Annotated in this window: 11 protein-coding genes and 5 pseudogenes; 8 read left to right on the forward strand and 8 right to left on the reverse strand. The window is 41.0% G+C overall.

What is annotated here, in order from left to right:
* Window positions 1-6 precede the first annotated feature (6 nt).
* Window positions 7-1,497, forward strand: a pseudogene (locus RS130_RS17755) (tryptophan halogenase family protein).
* A 40-nt stretch (window positions 1,498-1,537) separates the two neighbouring features.
* On the opposite strand, the pseudogene RS130_RS17760 reads toward RS130_RS17755, so the two are convergent.
* Both RS130_RS17760 and astE read right to left on the reverse strand, forming a co-directional pair.
* Window positions 1,538-1,863: pseudogene (locus RS130_RS17760) on the reverse strand (heavy metal-binding domain-containing protein).
* Window positions 1,864-1,897: 34 nt separating this feature from the next.
* Window positions 1,898-2,910 (reverse strand): annotated as a pseudogene (gene astE / locus RS130_RS17765) (succinylglutamate desuccinylase).
* Window positions 2,911-3,367: 457 nt separating this feature from the next.
* On the opposite strand from astE, the gene RS130_RS17770 reads away from it, so the two are divergent.
* The 5 genes and pseudogenes from RS130_RS17770 to RS130_RS17790 all read left to right on the forward strand — a co-directional run bounded on the left by RS130_RS17770 (window position 3,368) and on the right by RS130_RS17790 (window position 12,527).
* Window positions 3,368-6,385: a TonB-dependent receptor gene (locus RS130_RS17770; RefSeq protein ID WP_316027033.1), complete on the forward strand. Its 3,018-nt coding sequence runs from the start codon at window positions 3,368-3,370 to the stop codon at window positions 6,383-6,385.
* A 120-nt stretch (window positions 6,386-6,505) separates the two neighbouring features.
* Complete coding sequence (locus RS130_RS17775; RefSeq protein WP_316027034.1) at window positions 6,506-7,177, forward strand: DUF6445 family protein; 672 nt, start codon at window positions 6,506-6,508, stop codon at window positions 7,175-7,177.
* 65 nt (window positions 7,178-7,242) lie between these two features.
* A pseudogene (locus RS130_RS17780) lies at window positions 7,243-8,794 on the forward strand (MFS transporter).
* Window positions 8,795-8,959: 165 nt separating this feature from the next.
* Complete coding sequence (locus RS130_RS17785) at window positions 8,960-11,425, forward strand: glycoside hydrolase family 94 protein (RefSeq protein ID WP_428982866.1); 2,466 nt, start codon at window positions 8,960-8,962, stop codon at window positions 11,423-11,425.
* 4 nt (window positions 11,426-11,429) lie between these two features.
* The gene (locus RS130_RS17790) at window positions 11,430-12,527 is read left to right on the forward strand and encodes a glycoside hydrolase family 5 protein (RefSeq protein ID WP_316027036.1); all 1,098 of its coding nucleotides are present in this window, start codon (window positions 11,430-11,432) and stop codon (window positions 12,525-12,527) included.
* Window positions 12,528-12,565: 38 nt separating this feature from the next.
* Here RS130_RS17790 and RS130_RS17795 read toward each other — a convergent pair whose 3' ends face one another.
* The 6 genes from RS130_RS17795 to RS130_RS17820 form a co-directional block, all read right to left on the reverse strand.
* The gene (locus RS130_RS17795) at window positions 12,566-13,588 is read right to left on the reverse strand and encodes a LacI family DNA-binding transcriptional regulator (protein ID WP_316027037.1); all 1,023 of its coding nucleotides are present in this window, start codon (window positions 13,586-13,588) and stop codon (window positions 12,566-12,568) included.
* A 151-nt stretch (window positions 13,589-13,739) separates the two neighbouring features.
* A complete protein-coding gene (moeB, locus tag RS130_RS17800; protein ID WP_316027038.1) occupies window positions 13,740-14,495 on the reverse strand; it encodes a molybdopterin-synthase adenylyltransferase MoeB in 756 nt (251 codons plus the stop codon).
* A complete protein-coding gene (locus RS130_RS17805; protein ID WP_316027039.1) occupies window positions 14,492-16,759 on the reverse strand; it encodes an EAL domain-containing protein in 2,268 nt (755 codons plus the stop codon). Before RS130_RS17805 ends, moeB begins: the two co-directional genes overlap by 4 nt.
* 81 nt (window positions 16,760-16,840) lie before the next feature.
* On the reverse strand, window positions 16,841-17,149 hold the full coding sequence (locus tag RS130_RS17810) for a hypothetical protein (protein ID WP_316027040.1): 309 nt from the start codon (window positions 17,147-17,149) through the stop codon (window positions 16,841-16,843).
* The gene (locus RS130_RS17815) at window positions 17,118-17,828 is read right to left on the reverse strand and encodes a hypothetical protein (RefSeq protein ID WP_316027041.1); all 711 of its coding nucleotides are present in this window, start codon (window positions 17,826-17,828) and stop codon (window positions 17,118-17,120) included. The genes RS130_RS17810 and RS130_RS17815 overlap by 32 nt, the downstream gene beginning before the upstream one ends.
* Window positions 17,828-18,226, reverse strand: a complete 399-nt coding sequence (locus tag RS130_RS17820; protein WP_316027042.1) for a signal recognition particle receptor subunit alpha — start codon at window positions 18,224-18,226, stop codon at window positions 17,828-17,830. The genes RS130_RS17815 and RS130_RS17820 overlap by 1 nt, the downstream gene beginning before the upstream one ends.
* 247 nt (window positions 18,227-18,473) lie before the next feature.
* Here RS130_RS17820 and RS130_RS17825 point away from each other — a divergent pair, with 247 nt between their 5' ends.
* The gene (locus RS130_RS17825) at window positions 18,474-19,262 is read left to right on the forward strand and encodes a cytochrome C assembly family protein (protein ID WP_316027043.1); all 789 of its coding nucleotides are present in this window, start codon (window positions 18,474-18,476) and stop codon (window positions 19,260-19,262) included.
* A 70-nt stretch (window positions 19,263-19,332) separates the two neighbouring features.
* Window positions 19,333-20,624: pseudogene (locus tag RS130_RS17830) on the forward strand (HlyC/CorC family transporter).
* Window positions 20,625-20,679 lie beyond the last annotated feature (55 nt).

Genomic DNA, 20,679 nt, shown 5'->3' on the forward strand with positions numbered 1-20,679 from the left:
ACTAACGTGACGCAAAACAATAGACAAAAAATAGTCATCGCTGGCGGTGGTACTGCAGGTTGGATAGCGGCAGCCACAATAGCTAAACAATTAGGCAAAGTGGTCGATGTGATGTTAGTCGAATCGGACCAAATCGGTACTATAGCGGTGGGCGAAGCCACTATCCCGACCATTCGAACTTTTAATCATTTGTTGGGTATTGACGAACAAACGTTAATGCGAGAAACATCAGCCACTTTTAAATTAGGTATTTCGTTTGAGAATTGGCAACGATTAGGAAAAGATTATGTCCACTCTTTTGGCAAAGCTGGACAAGAGAGTTTTTTTGCCGACTTTCATCACTTTTGGTTACGTGGTCTACAAGAAGGACACACCGCCGATTTCTCTGAATACAGTTTAGAATTGCAAGCGGCAAAAGCCGGAAAGTTTGCAAAATCAGAGCAGCTTGCAATCAACTATGCTTTACACTTAGACGCAACCGCCTACGCAAGGTTTCTGCGAAAATACAGTGAAAAAAGAGGAGTCAAACGAACCGAAGGTAAAATATCCGAGGTCAATAAAGATCCTCAATCGGGCAATATTGCCTCGTTAACATTAGACTCTGGGGAAGTGATTGACGGAGATGTTTTTATCGATTGTACCGGTTTTAAAGCACTTTTGATTGAACAGTCTTTGCATACCGGATATGAAGATTGGTCTCATTGGTTACCCTGTGATAGTGCCTGTGTCGTACAAACAGAATCAGTAGGTCCTCCACTACCTCTTACTCGCTCAATAGCCCATGAAGCGGGCTGGCGATGGCGTATTCCACTGCAACATCGCGTCGGTAATGGACTGGTTTATTGCAGCCGCTATTTAGCCGATGACGATGCCAAGCAGAGGCTACTCGCTGAAATTGATGGCCCTACCATCACTGAGCCTAGGATCATTAAATTTAAAGCGGGCCGAAGATTACGAGCCTGACGATAAAAATTGTGTGTCCCTAGGTTTATCTAGCGGGTTTATTGAACCACTAGAATCTACCAGTATTCATTCGATTATTAGTGGCATTATTCGCTTTATTCGCGTATTTCCGCAGTCACAAATAAACCAAGCCACAGTTGATGAGTACAATAGGCAAACAAAAGAAGAAATGGAACAGTTGCGAGACTTTATCGTCATGCATTACCATGTCACCGAACGAGACGATTCAGCATTCTGGGATCATTGTCGGAATATGCAAATACCTGAAACCCTCGCTCATCGCATTGCTTTGTTTAAGCAAAATGCACAAGCAATGCAAATAGATGGGGAGATATTTAGGGTTGACTCTTGGACCCAAGTTTTATTTGGTCAAGGCGTGATACCTGAAGAGTATCATCCTATTGTCCACGCTATGAGTGATAAAGAATTAGCGACATTTCTAAATGGGTTTAGAACAAGAATAAGCCAGGTAGAGTAGGTAAATTACCAACACATCAAACCTTTATCGATCACTATTGCAAGATCCCTCAATAAAAAACGGCTAGAGCATTTTCCTCTAGCCTCATACAAGTGGCTATTTATCGCTATATCTAACGGCGGTACCACTGATACTAACCATCAGCATAGAGCCCCCTTCCCTACCACCTCGTAATCTATATCAATACCCACTACGGCATTGCCCCCCATTGCTCTAGCTTCTGCTTCTAGCTCTTGAAAGCCTATCTTTCGCGCTTTCGTCAATTCGTCTTCATAAGCACCCGAACGACCGCCTACAATATCTCTAATTGAAGCAAAAATATCCTTGAACAGGTTTGCTCCCATTACGGCTTCACCTACAACTATGCCAAGATACTGTTCAATACGCTTACCTTCTAGTTGACTGGTAGTGGTCATGATCATTTTTTTGTTCCTCTATCTATTGCCGATTTATCAATTAAATACTAGTTGGAATAACAGTTAACAAGGCTCGTTGCCCTATTGCAACATCAGCATTAGGAAAAACAATTGCTTCTCCGTCATACTCAGCCCTATATTCTTTTCCCGCTTCAGTCGCCAACACATAGTTTTTCGGGAAATCACTAAAGTTTGGGGTGTCTATTGAAAAATTAAGACAGAAATCATCTGCTTGTTTATTAATAACTTGATTAACTTTATAAATTAAAAAGTCATCTTTATCATACTCTTTTAATGCCAAGGGTTGATTGCACATTAGCTTTCTTAAGGTACTGATAACGTCATCAAAGCGGCGCATGTCATTTTGTCCAAATGGCATGACTTTACCTAATTCAATAGTAAACGCATGTGCTGAAAACTGCTTCGACGAGTAATAGCTAAAAGTAGTGGTTGGATTGCCTGATAGTAAAATTGTATTGATGCCACAAGCTAACAATATTTGTAGTTGTGATTGACTCAGGGTTTACCATGTAAATATGGATACACCGCGAACTTTTCATTTTTTGAGCGACGAATAGCGGTATGCAAATCATAATGACTGCGCTCTCTGTTGACTCCACTGTCACCTACTGCATAAAACTGGGCAACGTATTGTTCTAACTTCGCTGCTCTAATTTGCTCTTTACTATTACTTTGATGACCGATACTAAACAAGCGGTTCATATTTTCTTCAACAAAACGCTGGGCAATATCCATCGACTCTAGGTTACCAAAAATAAACAACACTCTTTGAGCAACGATTAATTGACCACGCAAAATGTCACGAACAAAGGCATCACATATTTCAATAGGGGCCGTTTCATTACCGTGGATCCCCGAAGATAAAATAATGTCTTTTACGGTTGATGCTTTAGGATTAAAACTGATCACCCCTTCTGCATAAATCTTCACCTCTGTATGATCAGCAATACAAAATGTGACTTCGGATGAAAACAATTGCGGGTTGCGACGCGAAAGAGACAAGAAATCTCCAGTTGACAATAATTTATCAATCACTTCTGCTTTTGTAGTTTTGCCTAGCACTTTTATCAACTCTGTTACATGTAGTTATGCCAATTCTAAATCATCAGCCCAACTAAAACTAAAAAAATAACAGACTGTTAAAAAGTTGTGACAAAAAGCCTGATAAGCGCATCTCCCCTTCAACCCAAACGGACCAAAAACTTACCTTTTAATCAATAAAAACTTGCTGTTATTTAAAAGCAGAACGACCTTTTTACATATGAATTTATCTATATTATACAATCACATACTACGACTTCAGCATAACTCGTGGGCTCCAAACCAAATTCAATGCAATAAGTTTATAGTCATAGTAAAAAAACAATTTAAATGTGATGGAAACGTTTGACAATTTCGCTACAACAATTTAACTTTGAAAACGTTTACAGAAATAATTGAATGCGTAAACGGTCAATTACCATATACAACAACTAAAGGTATTAAATACATGAGAGCACACACTCAATTCAAACAATCTATTCTCGCAAAGAGTATAGGCCTAATGCTTGGCACCGCAGTCATGGCCCCAGCAATTGCTCAAGAAGAAGCAGCTGAAGTCATTGAAGTTCGTGGATTACGTTCAAGTATGGCTGAATCAATGAACACCAAAAAAGAATCTTTTGGTGTTGTTGATGCTATTTCTGCAGAAGACATAGGCAAATTTCCTGATACCAACTTAGCAGAGTCACTGCAACGTATTACCGGCGTATCCATTAGTCGTAATAATGGTGAAGGTTCACAAGTGACTGTACGGGGATTTGGTGCAGGCAATAATATGGTGACGTTGAATGGCCGTATGATGCCAGCTGCGGGAGCCTTTGGCAGTGGTCAAGGTACATCTCGAGCGTTTGATTTTGCTAATTTAGCGTCAGAAAGTGTTCGTGCTGTTGAAGTGTACAAAACCAGTAAAGCAGATATAGCTACTGGCGGGATTGGTGCAACAATTAACGTCATCACGGCTAAACCGCTAAGTGGAAAAGATGGTTTTACGGCCAATGTAGGCGCTAAAGCGGTAATGGATACTACCAACCGTACAGGCTCAGATGTCACACCTGAGTTATCAGGTATTTTCAGCTATAAGAGTGATGATGCGACTTGGGGCGTGGGATTAACTGTTAGCCATCAAGAACGTGATAGCGGCGCAACTAAGTTCGAAGAGAATGACTGGCGCATAGACACTTGGGTAGATGAAAGCTCTGTAGGTAATCGCTCAGGAGAAAATGGCACCATCACCAACGCCCCGGCTGTTGGTCAACTGTTTGCGATGCCAAATAATGCTTCATATGCATTGGTAAACACCCAACGTGTACGTGACAATGCCCAATTAACCGTGCAGTTTGCACCAACGGATGACTTTACTGCGACCGTAGATTATACCTATGCGAATAACGATATTGAAGAACAAGTAAATAGTAAAAACATGTGGTTTACACGTAACACCCATAACGTTACTTTTGATACGGACCAACCTGTTGCGACCGCAATATTAATATCTGAAGATACCAGTGGTTTTGATGCTAACAATAACGTAATTGGCACCAAAGATAACAACGCAGACTCTATTTTTAGTGCGCAAGAAAATACACTTAGCTCACTTGGTTTGAACCTTGAATACCGTGTTAATGACAGTTTTGCCGTTCGCCTTGATCTGCATAACTCAAATATGGACAGTGCACCGAATGCAGGAAAAGCGGGGAGTCAAATAAATGTGGCAACTGCCACCCCTATCGGATTTTATCAAGAATTAGACTTCAGTACTGAACTACCGGGTATTGATTTGATTATCGACGACAATGCTAAAGGTAATGGTAACGGCGTAGCTGACATTGGCGATGTAGGTAGTCAGGTTATGCGCAGTTTTTGGAATGCCCAAGAAACAGACATTTCGCAAGCTAAACTGGATGGAACGTATGAATTCGACGAAGGTCGTTTCGACTTTGGTATAGAAACCCGTTCCATGGAAATGAAACAGTCATATTCACAAAACTACATGGCGTTGGGTGATTGGGGTGTGGCCAATCCTCAGGATATTCCAACTGAACTGCTAGAAGAAATCAACATAATGGCAGAGTTTGAAGACTACGATACGTCTGGCTCAGACCAATTTGGTTGGACCTCAAATACCGTTGCGTTGGCCGATTGGGCAGAAGGCGAATACAATCACGACTATAGCTATAACCCAAATCTAGAACAAAATCACTTAGTTAAAGAAGATACCACCGCTTTATATTTCCAAGTGGCGCTAAACACTGAAATTGGTGGTATGGAAGCGAATTTCTTAACTGGCGTACGTTATGAAAGTACGGATGTTGAATCGACTTCATTCTCTTTACAAAACACAGCCATCGTTTGGGCAGACAATAACGATTACTTCTATGAATTATCGGATGAAGTAACCGCTATTGTAGGAGAAACATCTTATGATCACTTATTGCCAAGTTTAGATTTTGACTTAGCAATAACCGATGAGTTGAAAGCTCGTGCTTCATTCAGCCAAACCATTGCACGTGCAAGCTATGATCAAATGAGAGCCGCAGTTACCGGTATTGGCACAAATGGTCCTGCTGCGACAGGGGGCTCTGCTACAGCTTCCGCTTCAAACCCTGCTCTGGTACCACTTCAGTCTAGTAACTTCGATCTGTCTTTAGAATACTACTATGATGACTCAAGCTATGTGTCAGCCGGTTTCTATGAAAAACGTGTTAGAAACTTTATAGGCACTGAACAAGTTGAAGAATCTCATTTCGATCTACGTGATGCTACCGCAGGCCCTCGTGCTCTGGCCGCAACTGCAGCGCTAAATGATCTAGGTGTGCAGGTTGACGAAACCTCTTTATTTGTAATGACGGTAATTATGGATAACCCAGGCGATTTTCCTAACGGTGCCGCAGATTATCAACAAGGGATCTCATTCGCCGAAGGCATAGCAGCCGCTTATGACGTGCGCCCTAATAGCGATGATCCAGTGATGACATTTTTAACCAGTAAACCTGTTAATAATAAGGATGCCAAAATTTATGGTTTTGAATTGGCAGCACAGCACTTCTTTGGTGAAACTGGTTTTGGTTTAGCAGCGAACTACACAACTGTACGCGGCGACATTGGCTTTGATGACACCGGTAGCCCGAGTGTTTCTCAGTTTGCGTTGTTAGGCTTAAGTGATACCGCAAACGTAGTTGCCATGTACGAAGGTAACGGTTTCCAAGCTCGTTTAGCTTACAATTGGCGTGATGAGTATTTGAATAGTACGTCTTGGGGAAGCTATAGAAGTCCAGAATATGTTGAGGCCTATGCGCAATTAGACTTTAACGTCAGCTACCAAGTTAACGATCAACTATCGGTATCTTTCGAAGGCTTAAACTTAACAGAAGAAAACAGCCGAAATCACGGTCGTTCAGAGCGTCAAATCATTAGTTTATATGATCTTGGAGCTCGTTATCAGTTAGGTGCTCGTTACAGCTTCTAAGGCGATCTGGTAACATTGATACATGTTAATATCTAAGCCACTTGAAAAAGTGGCTTTTTATTTTGAGAAGCAATCGTAAAATCAATATCATACAAACTACAATTGTCACGAGAAAAATATATGCAGCTAAGAACCAGTAATCATTTTAATATCAGCAAACATTACTTTGGTCAGGAACAGGCCCCTTTGCTTATAGTTGATGACTTGGTTGAAGATCCCGACGCACTGGTTACTGCAGCCAAAAAAAGTCAATATATAAAAAACTCGCCTTTCTATCCCGGGCCAAGATCGCCCGCTCCTTTAGCCTATCAACAACTGATATTAAGTAACTTAGAAGCGCAACTAGTAGACTTTTTTCAACTGCCAACGACTAGCATTCAATTTTCTGTTTGTCATTTTTCGGTTATCACCACCCCGCCCCATCAACTAAAACTACTGCAACGGATCCCACATTTCGATTCACTTGACAAACATGGTCTAGCTGCAGTGCATTATTTATTTCAGCAAGATTTAGGAGGAACATCGTTCTATCGCCACAGAAAAACGGGATTTGAGAGTATTGATGAAGCACGCCATCTAACATATTTACAATCACTTGAAGCTGAGAATGAAGGGCCAAACTTACCCAAAAGGCAAGATGGATACATAAACGGTGATACACCTTTATTTGAACGAATTGCACAACAACCAGCGGTATTTAATCGTTTGATTATCTATAGACGTAATTCGTTGCATTCTGCATCAATCCCCTCTAACTTATTTAACAACAATACCCCCTATACCCTCGATTGACCATAAGCAGCTTTATCGATTGTATCCCAACGGCCCCCTAACATTAGCTTTAGTAGAAATATGAAATGAGCACATTACCACTATCCGAAAAAGTGGGTTATGCCATGGGTGATGCCGCGGCTAACCTTGTTTGGCGAGGCGCCTTAGCTTACTTGGCGGTTTTCTATACCGATACTTTTGGCCTGAGCACTTCGGCTGTTGCTTTACTCTTTCTGGTGGTTAGGTTATCTGACGGCATAACTGACATCATAATGGGCATGATAACGGATCGTACACAAACGTCCTGGGGAAATTCCGCCCTTGGATTTTTTGCTCAACTCCTTTTTTATGCCTATTTATGGTGCTTTGTTTTACCACCCCAGACTTAGGTGAAAATGGTAAGTTAATCTATGCCTACATCACTTATATTGGCTTAACCTTAGCTTATACAGCCAATAATGTTCCCTACTCAGCTTTGATGGGCGTGATGACAACTGATAACAATGAACGAACCAGTTTGTCTGGCTTTAGGTTTGCCGGCGCTTTTTTAGGTGGACTTTTTGTAATGGGATTTCTACCACAACTTGTTGTCTTTCTTGGTCAAGGTGATACCGCACTAGGTTACCAATATAGTATGTACATATTTGCAGGATTATTGTTAGCGTTAATGGTCATTGCGGTTACTAGTACTAAGGAACGTATCACTCCGATAGTAAAACAGCACAAGAGCCTACACGATGAACTCATTGACCTCAGCAAGCAGTTACCCTTTCTCATCATACCTCTTAGCAGCATGTCGTGTTTTTTTACTATCGCAATTGGCTATCGGGCATTATTTTTGCGCTGGTCATGGTGGTTATGACCTTTTTAGTGAAACGGTTGTACAAGAAAAACAAACATAAGGACATTGTTCAAAAATCTGGCGTTCAACAAGATATATTTGATCTTATCACCAACAAACCTTGGTTAATTTTACTCGGTTTGGGCTTTTTAACGATGATGTTCAGCGGCTTAAAATATAGTGTGGTGGCTTACTATTTTAAATACGTCGTGGCTGATGAATTACTCGCTGGACAGTACTTCATCAGTTTATTACTGGTGTCTATTTTAGGGGCACTATGCACTAGCTATTTAGCGCAAAAAATAGGCAGGAAAAACCTCTTTGTTTTAGCTTTGTTAGCGAGCAGTTTGTTAACTTGCAGCTTTTTTTGGTTAAAGGGCAACAATATTACCTCTATTTTTGTTTTGGGTTGTTCAGCTGAATTTTTTGCCGCCATGATGCCAACCTTGCTTTTTGCCATGTTAGGTGATGCCGCAGATTACAACGAGTGGTTAAATGGAAGACGAGCCACAGGACTGATTTATTCGGCGGGGACCTTCGTACAAAAAACAGGAAACGGTTTTGCGGGCGCGCTAATGTTAGTGGTATTGGCGCATTATGGCTATAGCGGCATGGACCCATCAACCGTTCAAGGTGCGCTGCCTGGCATGATCCTCCTAATGAGTTTTATTCCAGCCGCGTTTGGCTTAGCAGCGGCTGTACTCATGTTTTATTACCCCATAACTGACAAGATGCAAGCGCAAATAACAACTGACTTAATCACCCGTAGAGCTCGGAGAAAAGCAAAGCAGCGTTAAGTTTTATAACAGCGGTTTTGGCATCACACCGCGCTTACGAATCCGTAATGCCCTATTGACTTAGCGCTCAGTACTGGAGCACATAGCCATCGACAACAAGCACAGAGCGTAACTAAAACACAAAGATACTTTCACTTAACAATAAGAGCGGCAAAGAGAGTCATTATTATGCAAAGCAGCGACGATGATACAGATCAAACATACGGATATTTTGACGATCAAAATTACGAATATGTCATTACCACTCCTTACACGCCAACGCCATGGATCAATTATTTAGGATCCAATGAGTTTTACGGCATCATCTCTAATACCGCTGGCGGATACTGTTTTGACCGAGATCCGAAGTTTCGTCGCTTAACTCGCTACCGATATAATAGTGTACCTTTGGACAGTGGCGGTCGATATTTTTACATTCGTGATGAAAACGATTTCTGGTCGGCAACTGGCCGTCCAGCCACTACTCAGTTAGATCAATATAGTTGTCGTCATGGTATGGGTTACAGCCGTTTCAACGCCAGCAAAAACGGTATCGCAACACAAGTTACGAGTTTCATTCCGCTAGACACTAAAGCTGAGATACATTCCCTAGTTGTCACCAATCATACCCAATCCACCAAGTCCATCGATGTTTTTTCGTTTATCGAGTGGTGCCTATGGAATGCAGAGGATGATGGAGCAAACTTTCAGAGAAACTTGTCCACCGCAGAAGTCGAAATTGAAGGAAGCACGCTCTACCATAAAACAGAATATCGCGAACGACGAAACCACTACGGATTTTATAGCGTTAACCGTCAATTAGATGGCTACGATACCAATCGTGAGAGCTTTCTAGGACCTTACCGCGGATTTGACCGACCCGAGGTGGTGGAAAAAGGTCAGGCTAACAATTCTTTTGCCAGAGGTTGGTCCCCTATCGCCTCACACCATTTAAAATTAGAGCTAGCTCCAGGCGAGAGTCAAAGCCTCGAGTTTGTCTTAGGCTACATCGAAGTTTCTGTCGACCATAAATGGCATAGCAAAAATGTTATCAACAAACAGCCAGCCAAGGACATGTTGACTCGTTTTGATAGCCATGAAAAAGTAATGGATGAACTAGGTAAACTCAACCGTTATTGGCGTACCTTGTTGTGCAAATTTAGTGTTGAAACACCCGATGACAAATTCAATCGGGCCATTAATATTTGGAATCAATATCAAAACATGGTGACGTTTAACTTGTCTCGAAGTGCCTCATTTTATGAGTCTGGTATTGGTCGAGGTATAGGTTTTCGAGATAGTAATCAAGATACTATCGGTTTTGTCCATATGGTGCCTGAAAAGGTTAGAGCACGTATATTAGATTTATCTTCTACCCAAAAATTTGACGGCTCTGCCTATCATCAATATCAACCACTAACTAAGAAAGGCAATGCTAACATTGGCGGAAACTTTAATGATGACCCAATGTGGTTGGTACTGTCTACCACCAATTATATAAAAGAGACTGGCGACTTTAGTATTCTGCAAGAAATGGTCATATATGATGGCCAAGAACAAGCCACACATGATCACTTTGATCATTTACTTCGCGCTTTCATGCATGTGATCAATAACTTAGGCCCACACGGTTTGCCGTTGATTGGTCGAGCAGATTGGAATGACTGCTTAAATTTAAACTGCTTTTCTGATGATCCAAATGAATCATTTCAAACCACGCAAGTGGGTGCGTCTGATGTAGCTGAGTCGGTAATGATTGCGGGACAGTTCGTATTGTATGGTCAAGAGTTTGTCGATTTATGCCAGCAAGTAGGCAAAATTGAACTGGCGAATAGGTCGATGAAACATATTGAAAAAATGCGCAAAACTATAGAACAACATGCATGGGACGGAGAATGGTACTTAAGAGCCTATGACTCACGGGGTAAAAAAATAGGTAGTCACAAAAATTCTGAAGGTAAAATTTTCATCGAATCTCAAGGATTTTGCGCGATGGCTGGTATCGGTTTAAATGATGGAAAAGTAGAACAAGCTTTACGCTCAGTTGACAAACATTTAGCCACTGATTTTGGCATCATGCTCAATCAGCCTGCCTATAGCCAATACGATAAATACTTGGGAGAAATATCTTCTTATCCACCAGGCTATAAAGAGAACGCAGGGATTTTTTGCCACAATAACCCTTGGATAATCATAGCTGAAACCATGCTAGGTCACGGTGAAAAGGCCTTCGAATATTACCGTAAGATCACCCCAACCTATCTGCAAAACCGACAAACACTGCTTAAAACAGAACCATACGTTTACTGTCAAATGATAGCGGGCAAAGATGCGGCTAACCCTGGAGAAGGCAAAAACTCTTGGTTAACAGGCACCGCAGCTTGGAGTTATTATGCTGCTACTCAATACATTCTTGGTATCCGCCCCGTATATCAAGGATTAAGTATTGCGCCTTGTGTGTTACCTTCGTGGAAACTAATCAGAGTTCAACGGGAATTTCGTGGCGCTCAATACAGTATTGAAATACATAACCCACATGGTTTAAGCAGTGGAAAAATCACCTTGAGTATTGACGGTCAACCTGTAGAAGGCAACGTCATTAGCTCCTCGAGCTTCAATGGTCAACACACCGTCATCGCAACTATGGTTTAATACTATGCATATAAAAAGACGCTATTTATTCACATTCGTTTTATTCGTACTGATGTTTCACACATCAGCTATCGCCAACGTTAACAGCGCTTATCCCAACACCAATGAGAAAAACCCTGACTCAACGCAATTTAGCTTATCCCGTCTGAGTAATAAGCAGCAATTCATTTCAGTAAAGGGTAATAAGTTAGTGAACGAGCTAGGTCAGAACATTATTTTTAAAGGACTCAACATTGCAGATCCCGGAAAATTACTTGAACAAAATAAATGGTCAAAAGCATTATTTGCAGAGCTAAACGCTTGGGGAGCCAATATTATTAGGTTGCCTATCCACCCAATGTACTGGCGAAAATTAGGTAGACAGAAGTACATACAACACCTTGATGACGCTGTGACATGGGCCAATCAATACAACATGTATCTGATCATTGACTGGCACTCCATCGGTTACCTGCCAAAGGAGATTTATCAACATAAAATGTACGACACCACCATTCATGAGACGAAAGCATTTTGGCAAGATATTTCCTATCGCTATCAAAATGTGCCGACCATCGCAGTTTATGAACTATTTAACGAGCCCACTGATTTGGCAGGAAAAGTGGGCAAAGCGAATTGGGCTGAGTGGAAAAAGCTCAATGAAGAACTGATCGATATTATCTATCGTCACGATCCAAATGTTATTCCTTTAGTGGCTGGCTTTAATTGGGCCTATGATTTACGCCCGATTGCCGATAACCCAATCGATCGCCCAGGTATTGCTTACACCTCACATCCTTATCCGCAAAAAGCGAAACCTACAATCAACAGTAAGCAGAACTATTTCGATTTATGGGACGAAGTATGGGGCTTTGCTGCTAAAAAATACCCTATCATAGCGACCGAAATTGGGTGGGTTAAGGCGGATGGAAAAGGCGCCCATATACCTGTCATTAATGACGGTTCATACGGTCCACAAATTATTGAATTTATGCAACAACGAGGAATTTCTTGGGTCGCGTGGGTATTTGATCCGGATTGGTCGCCCACTATGATCAGTGATTGGCAGTTCACGCCCACTCAACAAGGTGTTTTTTTTAAACAAGAATTACTTAAGAAATAACCTCAATTCAAAATTTGTACAGATAAAGAAGTAACGGCCTACTTTTGCTTTGGTACCACACCCGTACTATTTCTAATCATTAGGGTATAAGGTAAATATCGAGAGCCTGCTGGCACCTCTTCACCTCTTAGCTGTTTTAGTAGGAGGTTAATACAGGCTTCGCCAATTTCTTGCAGAGGCTGGTGCACCGTCGACAACGAAGGTGAAACATATTCAGCGTAATTGATATCATCAAACCCCATGACCGAAATATCATCGGGGATCTTAAGCCCTTGTTGTTGGAAATGCTGCATGGCACCTATGGCCATATCATCGTTAAAGCAAAAAACGGCAGTCGGCCTTTCATTTATTTGCAGTAATTTTTCAGCACAATCCACACCAGACTTAACGTCATAACGGCCTACAACTAAAAGCCTATCATCACGCTCAATACCAGCATCTTCTAGCGCTTCATAATAGCCCCGAACTCGTTTATTAGAACTCGGAATATTCTTAGGGCCGGTTATCGCGGCGATCCGCCTATGACCCATTGACACCAAGTAATTGACTGCAGCTTTGGCGGCTGCAACATTGTCGACCGCCACTTTCACAATTTCATCTGAATCAATGCCTTCATTACCGTTTACTAAAGGAGGTAATTGTTGGCGCAAAGGCTGATCGCAGTTAACCTTGAAAGGAAGTCTAGAGCCAAATAGTAATATCCCGTCAGCTTGGCCATGAGTGACCATATCGGCATAATGTCGCTCCATCTTCTCAACGCCTTGGGTATCACCCAAAAGAATTGAGTAACCCGCATTTTGCGCGCCTTTCTCAATCGCACGAATAATACCGGCATTAACAGGTTTGGTGATATCGGGAATAATGGCTACGATATTACCACTCTTGCGGGTACGTAAATTGGCGCCCATTCGATTAGGTCGATAGCCGAGTTCATCAACCACTTTCTTAACTTTATGTAAGGTTTTTTCTGACACCAAATCAGGAGAACTAAACACGCGAGAAACAGTAGCAGGAGAAACCTTAGCTAAGGCAGCAATGTCTTTTATACCTAAAGTAGCCAAATTATAAGCGTCCTAAAAATATAGATGAATTAAGATACAATTAGCCTAACATACTAAAGATTCTCATTTTAATAAATCGTTAATAAATATAGGAATATTCTGTTATAAAAACTATTTTTTTACATAAAAAACAAGCATATTTCAAGCTCAATTAACGACAGCTACAGACACTACATTTTTTATTTTTAGGAATTTTAAAACGTTGCCACTGGCTAGTATTACCGTCAAACATCATTAGCGTATTAACTAATGGCTGAGCAAAATCAGCCAAGACTTTAATGGTTTCTAGGGCTTGCATTGAGCCAATAATTCCTACCACAGGTGACATGATCCCGGCCTCAACACAGCTAAGTTGCTGTTCAGCAAACAGCACGCTCAAACAGTGATAACAAGCATTTTCAGCACTGGGTACAAAACTGGCGACTTGTCCTTCCATACGAATAGCCGCACCAGAGATCAGTGGGATATTGTGTGTCACTGATGCTCTATTAAGTTGATCTCTAGTGGCCAAGTTGTCAGTACAATCCACTATCACATCGGTCGTTGCTAAAATGCTCGGTAACTCATTTTGCTCAAGGCGTTGTTTGATAGTCTGAATATTACACTCAGAATTCAGTGCCTTCAAAGACTGCTCAGCGGAATCGCATTTTGCCCGCCCGACATCGTGCTCCCCATGTAAGACTTGCCTTTGCAAATTGGAATAATCAACTAAATCATCATCCACCAAGATCAAGTTCCCTACTCCGGCAGCGACCAAATATTGTGCGGCTGCACATCCAAGCCCACCGACCCCAAACAATAACACTCGACTATTAAGCAATTTTTCTTGTTTATCTAAATCAAATCCCGCTAGAGATATTTGACGGTTATAGCGCAGGGCTTGTTGAGTCGTTAACACTTCGCTCATAAGGTTTCTTTTTGGTAATTAGCTAAGAATTGAATAAAGTCAGGCTCAGGCAACGGCCGACTAAAATAATAGCCTTGAATTTCATCACAACCCATTGACTTCAATAGAGACAGTTGAGAAAGCTCCTCTACTCCTTCAGCAATCAGTTTCAAATTAAGATTGCGGCCTAATTCAATTATTGTTCTGACAATCGATTGATCGGCGCTTTCGGTCTGAATATGGCGTACGAATGATTGGTCTATTTTTAGCTTGTCAATTTTAAATTTCTTTAAGTAACTTAATGATGAATAACCCGTACCAAAATCATCAATTGATAATCTAACCCCAAGCTTTTTGAGTTGCTCAATGGTATCAATGGTTTCTTGCTCATTGTAAATAATCACCCCTTCTGTGATTTCTAACTCTAAATGTTTGGCAGGTAAATCCGCATCTTTTAGTGCCTGAGTGACCTTATGCAAAAATTCTGGTCGGCCAAACTGGATAGGTGAAATATTCACAGCCATCACTAAGTCCTGATAGCCAAGGTCAACTATTTGACGTGTTCTGTGACAAGCTTTGGTTAATATCCAATCTCCCAACGGAGTGATTAAACCGGCGTTCTCGGCAAGTGGAATAAAATCAGCAGGTGAAATCCATTCACCATAGCGTTGCCATCGAACTAGCACTTCGGCTCCCACAATCTTGTTTGACAACAAACACAGTTGAGGTTGAAAGTGCAGCTCGAACTTTTTCTGTTCAATGGCTGTTTTTAAGTCTTCTGTTAGTTTTTGTTCATGTCGTAATTTTGCACCTAATTCAGGGGTAAAAATCGCAAAGCGTTTATTCTCGTTTCTAGCGGATTTGTCTAACGCTGCCTTAGCGTTTAATAACAATTCAGTGAAGTTTGCCCCATGCTCTGGACTGCAGGCAAAACCAAAATCTAGTTTTACACGGTATTTGCAATGGAATATAGTGGCCAACAATTTCTGTTCAATGTACTCAATCAATTCTTGGATCTGGGGTGTTGACAGATAATAGGTGCTGGTGAGCACAAAATTTTTCTCTCCAATTCTGTACGCCTCAAACCTATCGTTACCAAGTACAGCAATAATATGCTGTATCGACATTCCTACTTCTTTTACCACAGTAGAAGCTGCGGTGAGACCACTACTTGACACCAATTGACTATAGGAGCGTATTTCCAATACCCCTAAAGAAAAAGGTATATTTTCGCGTCTCATCTCGTCGACCGATTTCTCCAGTTCATAACGCTTTTTGAGACCTGTTTCTGGGTCATGACTGGCTCTAAACTCTAATTCTCGTTCCACTTCTTTACGTGCAGTAATATCCGTTAAATGAATATCCCATTGCTGTTGATCAGCGAGCCAATGCAATTCACATTGAAAAAACAAGCCATCAATTTCATATTCAAAGAGTAGCGAATCTTGGTTCTCATCCGCCATTAATAACTGTTGATAGTAAGGTAAATTACTAGCCAACAATCGCAAAGCCGTATCATTAGGCTTACCCAATTGCTCTAACAATCGTCTGCTAGCTGGATTGCTAAATGTTAAGTTATTATTCTTATCTAAACTAATGACCGGGTTTGGGTTACGTTTTGGGAACAACGACAATCGTTCATTACTCGCAGCGCTGACCAAGTAGGCTTTCCATGCCCTGACTACGCTATATGCTATTAATAAAGTAACGAGCCCATAAAAGGTGACAAACAGACTCACGTTTTCCAAGCCACTGGCGATACTGTGTTCCGATAATTGCACGCCGTTTTTTGTTAAATCTATTAAGTGATTTAGCTGAGGCATAATAGTCTCGCGTACTTGACTAATTGTTTTCAGTTGCTCTCGCGCCAATTTCCAATTTGTATCGGTAGCATGAACATTATTCACTAATTGTTCACTGACATGTTCAAATGTCACTAATTGTTCACGGGTCACTTGTAACGGAGGAATAGACCCAAATTGACCAAACAATGAAACTAATGCTTGCTCAGTTTTTAGTTGGGTGGGCAAATAATGTTGTAAGAACTCTTGCTTATTTTCTGTGACATAAAATTCATACAAAAAACGTTCTTGCTCGGTCACGCTGTTTGAAATTTCTCGGAGTAAATCATAGGTAGGAAGTTTCTTGGTGACAAGTCTATCGACGTTCTCGACGATTTGATTACCACTATAAAAAATAAACCCACTAACGACACTGCCTATTACTAATATCAAAATGAATAAGAAATTAATAAAGGAGTTAGTAGGTTTATTTGCAATATTCATAGATAAAATTTAACCAGCCAAGTTTTGGAAATTGAGCATCAATTTTAGCTACATCATTAATTGATGCTCAGAGGTTAAGGTTTAGCGAGGGGGAAACATTCCACCCATTCCGCCGGGACCACCCGGTGGCATCATACCTTTCATATTACGCATCATTTTTTTGACCCCGCCACCCGACATTTTCTTCATCATCTTTTGCATTTGCGTAAATTGCTTGAGTAGCCTGTTTACATCTTGAATTTGCGTTCCTGAACCGGCGGCAATTCGGCGCTTACGACTCCCTTTAATTACTTCAGGCTTGCTGCGTTCTATGGCCGTCATAGAATTGATGATCGCTTCCATTTGATTAAAGGACTTGTCATTTGCTTTGTCTTTGACTTGGGCAGACATATTGCCCATACCAAGGCATTTTATCCATCAGCGACATCATGCCACCCATGTTACGCATTTGTTCAAGTTGCTCTTTAAAATCTTGTAAATCGAACCCTTTACCTTTTTGAACTTTCTTGGCCAGCTTTTGCGCTTTGTCTTTATCGACCTTACGTTCAACCTCTTCAATTAAACTAAGTACATCACCCATACCTAAAATACGCGAGGCGACTCGCTCAGGATGAAACGCTTCTAGCGCGTCTAGTTTTTCACCCATACCTAAGAATTTAATGGGCTTACCTGTGATATGTCGAACTGATAAAGCCGCACCACCACGCGCATCACCATCAGCTTTTGTGAGGATGACACCAGTCAAAGGTAGCGCGTCATTAAATGCTTTGGCGGTATTCGCTGCATCCTGCCCTGTCATGGCATCAACCACAAATAAGGTTTCAATCGGATTAATCGCTTTATGCAGGGCTTGAATTTCTTCCATCATCTTATCGTCAACATGCAAACGACCTGCAGTATCGACTAACAATGCGTCAAAAAAGTGCTTACGGGCAAACGCTATCGCGCCTTCAACAATATCAATCGGCTTTTGCTCTATTGTTGAAGGATAAAATTCAACACCGACATCAGCGGCCAATGTTTCAAGCTGTTTGATTGCTGCTGGACGGTACACGTCGGCGCTCACCACTAGTACTTTTTTCTTTTCTCTTGTTTTAATAGTGCCGCTAGTTTACCAACACTGGTCGTTTTACCCGCCCCTTGCAAACCGGCCATTAAAACTACCGCTGGCGGTTGAGTGGCTAGATTCAATGACTCATTGACACTACCCATGACGGATTCAAGTTCAGACTGAACAATCTTAATAAAGACCTGTCCTGGGTTTAGACTTTTACTGACTTCTGTTCCGACAGCTCTCGCTTTTACCTGGGCAATGAAATCTTTCACTACGGCTAACGCTACGTCGGCTTCAAGCAAGGCCATTCTGACTTCACGCAACGTATCTTTAATATTGTCTTCTGTTAGTCTTCCTCGCCCACTAATATCTTTGAGGGTTTTACTTAATCGTTCTGTAAGATTCTCGAACATCTGCTCATTACCTAGATTTATAAATTACCTTGATTATATCGAATAAGCGCACAGATAAGAATGCCGATTAGCCTTTATAAAGGCACATTTTTGCGCCATATAAGGTAAAACCGATTATCCCTATGTTATGTCACGATAAATAATGATATTTTTAGACTTGAAACAAGCAAAACAAATTAAATAAGGATGCGCAAACACTCATGTCGTTTTCTAAATCTCCATTCAGATGCCTTAAAGAGATAGTCAAATGTTGTTAGAAGTGCTGTGTTTTGGATTATATTTTTTAACCTCTGGAATTATTGTCACTGGTATGTTTAGTGAGCGAGGCCCCAATAAACGGCTTGCAATGTTAACCGTCATTTGTGCCCTTGTATTACATAGCCTTATTTTAAAAAGCACGGTGTTTGTAGAGCTTGGACAAAACATGAGTATGCTTAATGTAGCGTCTCTAATAGGTTGGTTAATCAGTATTACGATGCTCGTTGCTTCGATTAAAGTACCAAATACAATTTTACTACCAGTTGTGTACGGCTTTACCGGAGCTATCGTTATTTTCAGTCGTTTAATGCCAGACGCTCACGTTATGCAGGTTAGTGTTCAACCTACGTTATTGCTCCACGTTAGCTTAGCCTTATTTGCCTATGCCTGTTTAGGTATTGCCTTTTTATATGCATTGCAGCTGTCTTATATCAACTTCAGGTTGAAAGAAAAAAACGCCTCTTTGCTACATTCGTCTTTACCTCCTTTGATGGATGTTGAGCGTATCCTGTTTAAATTGTTATTAGTCGGTACGGTGTTACTAACCTTATCTTTAATCAGTGGATTTATGTTTCTAGACAATATGTTTGCTAAAGAACAAGCCCATAAGACAATTCTGTCTATATTGTCTTGGGCCATCTATAGTGTCATTTTATTTGGTCATGCAAAGTTTGGTTGGCGAGGAAAATCAGTGATTACATTTACGATTATTGGTGGCTTTTTGCTCACACTTGCATACTTTGGCAGCCGGTTTGTTAGAGAAGTTCTACTTAATTGAGCAAGCTACTTGAATAGCAAGCAAATAGCCCTTAAAGTTCGCTCTCATTTTTACTAAAGGATCTCCGTAATTGGATACCATAGCCACTAGTAGTCTCTTCATTATTCTTGGTGTTCTCATTTTATGTTCCGCTTATTTTTCTAGCTCAGAAACTGGCATGATGTCGATCAATCGATATCGACTAAAACACCTTGAAAATGAAGGCCATAAAGGCGCCATCCGAGTTCAAAAATTATTGAAAAGACCGGACCGTCTTATTGGCCTTATTTTAATCGGTAATAACCTTATTAATATAGCGGCCGCTTCTATCGCAACTATATTGTGTCAACGTTTATTTGGTGATGTATGGGGACTATTAGTCGCTAATATCGGGCTCACGTTAGTCATTTTGATATTTGCCGAAGTGACTCCCAAAACCTTAGCGGCGCTTTATCCGGAAAAAATATCTTTCCCAAGTTCATTTATTTTATTGCCTTTGATGATCATTCTTTATCCTTTTGTATTTTTGGTAAATGGCATATGCAATGGTTTATTGGCTATTTTTCGCATTAATCCAGTCAATGACGAAGGTAAAAACTTAAGCCGCGAAGAATTAAGAACTGTGGTACACGAAGCGGGTGCGCTTATTCCGCAAAAACACCAAGACATGCTCGTAGGAATTCTAGATCTCGAGAAAGTAACGGCTGAAGATATTATGGTCCCCGCAGTGATATCGTAGCCATCGATATCAATGACGAATGGAAACAAATCCAAAAACAACTAGTTAACTCTCAACATACACGAGTCTTGTTGTATCGCGATAGCATAGATGATGCAGTAGGTTTTGTGCATGTACGAGACGCACTACGCTTACTTTCAAAAGATCAGTTCACTAAGGCTAGCCTTTTGCGAGCGGTAAAAGAAATATACTTCACGCCAGAATCCACCCCACTGCATACCCTAATGTATAAGTTTCAGGCTATGAAAGAGCGCATCGGCTTAGTGGTAGATGAATACGGCGATATTCAAGGTTTGGTCACGCTAGAAGATATTTTAGAAGAGATTATTGGCGATTTTACTACCAGCTTTTTACCCGATCACAGTAAAGAGGCTAACTTACAACAAGATGGTAGTTTTATCATAGATGGCAGTGCCAACATAAGAGAGCTCAATAAAGAGCTAGACTGGCATTTCCCTACAGAAGGCCCTAAAACCCTGAATGGATTAATTCTTGAATACTTGGAAGATATTCCAGATGCCAACATCAGCTTGCGTTTAGCTGGGTATCCAATTGAAGTGATTGAAATGAAAGATAATATGGTTAAGACCATCAGAGTAATGCCAGAATACTATCGCCATTCTGATACGGATTCGACTGAGTAACGTTTACCTAAGGAGCCTCGGACTCTTTTTACCTTTTGACTTTACTTTGGTGCCA

The organism is Paraglaciecola aquimarina (assembly GCF_032464635.1).
GTDB classification, from domain to species: domain Bacteria; phylum Pseudomonadota; class Gammaproteobacteria; order Enterobacterales; family Alteromonadaceae; genus Paraglaciecola; species Paraglaciecola aquimarina.